General features: G+C 45.1%; 1 protein-coding gene and 1 tRNA gene. Both read left to right on the forward strand.

Annotated features, from left to right (window positions below; translation table 11 throughout):
- Positions 1 to 673 precede the first annotated feature (673 nt).
- Positions 674 to 763, forward strand: a tRNA-Ser gene (locus A918_RS0115555).
- Between the two features lie 200 nt (positions 764 to 963).
- On the forward strand, positions 964 to 1,101 hold a 138-nt coding region (locus A918_RS21600), incomplete at its 3' end, for a porin (RefSeq protein WP_198013305.1).

Below are 1,101 nucleotides of genomic sequence, written 5' to 3' on the forward strand. Positions count from 1 at the left end.
GCAGCGGAGCCGAGAAGAAGGCTCTTAATGTTCATTTCTGACCTCCAGTCAAAGTTTTAAATGGGTCTGGGCATTTTGTCTTGGCTGAAGGACAACCTGTCCCCATCCCCTTGGATGAAAAAGTCGCTACCGAAGCGCTCCTTCTTCTGCCCTCAAGATACTCGTGCTCAGTTTCGTTGCAACACTGAAAACGCATAACGAGGGGCTAAGATGTTGCTATCGACATATCGTGTTGCAGAAAAGACACGAAACACCCCCTAGGTACCGGATTTTATTTATGTTTTGTTTATATTTATTAAAATAAATTAACGAAAAATTGCCGCTTTTGCGGGGTTTTCAGATGTTTCCACAGGCTGAAACAGTGTTGCGCGTCAGAGAAGGCCTGAATTGAGCCGCCCGGTTTCATCCTCTTATAGACGTAATATTGGCAGGTGATTTGCCCTGTTCGTGCCCGTGAATCAGTTGTGGCACATCAAGTGCTTTGATTCTGTGATTTTGATTCCGTTTTAGGTGTCTAAAAGCAGGCTTCTCTTTATAGGGTGGCATAAACTGCGGAAAACTATCGGAATTTAATGCCTTTTTTGAAATCATCCTGTTGATGGATAAGATTTTTTGGCTCCGGATGCGTAAAGTGCTTGAACTCATGATTATTACCGGCTATTGCGCCTTTACCGGAGAGGTGGCCGAGTGGTCGAAGGCGCTCCCCTGCTAAGGGAGTATACCCGGAAGGGTATCGTGGGTTCGAATCCCATCCTCTCCGCCATTGTTTCATAAAAAAACCGATTTTCACGCAGCTGGCAGAATTCATTCTTGCCGGTTTTTTTGTATTTTACGCGCTTTTTATCCCGCGTTTTTGACAACCAATTTTAGGGCTTTAAAAATAAAATATTCCATTAGTTTTTGTAACACATTGAAAGTATTTGAATTTTTATGATTGCGTATGTTTCTGACTGGAGGTCAGAAATGAACATTAAGAGCCTTCTTCTCGGCTCCGCTGCCGCTCTCGTTGCAGCAACCGGCGCTCAGGCTGCCGACGCCATCGTTGCACCAGAACCAGAAGCTGTTGAATATGTACGCGTTTGCGACGCTTACGGCGCTGGC

Source organism: Pseudochrobactrum sp. AO18b (genome assembly GCF_000409565.1).
Taxonomy (GTDB): domain Bacteria; phylum Pseudomonadota; class Alphaproteobacteria; order Rhizobiales; family Rhizobiaceae; genus Pseudochrobactrum; species Pseudochrobactrum saccharolyticum.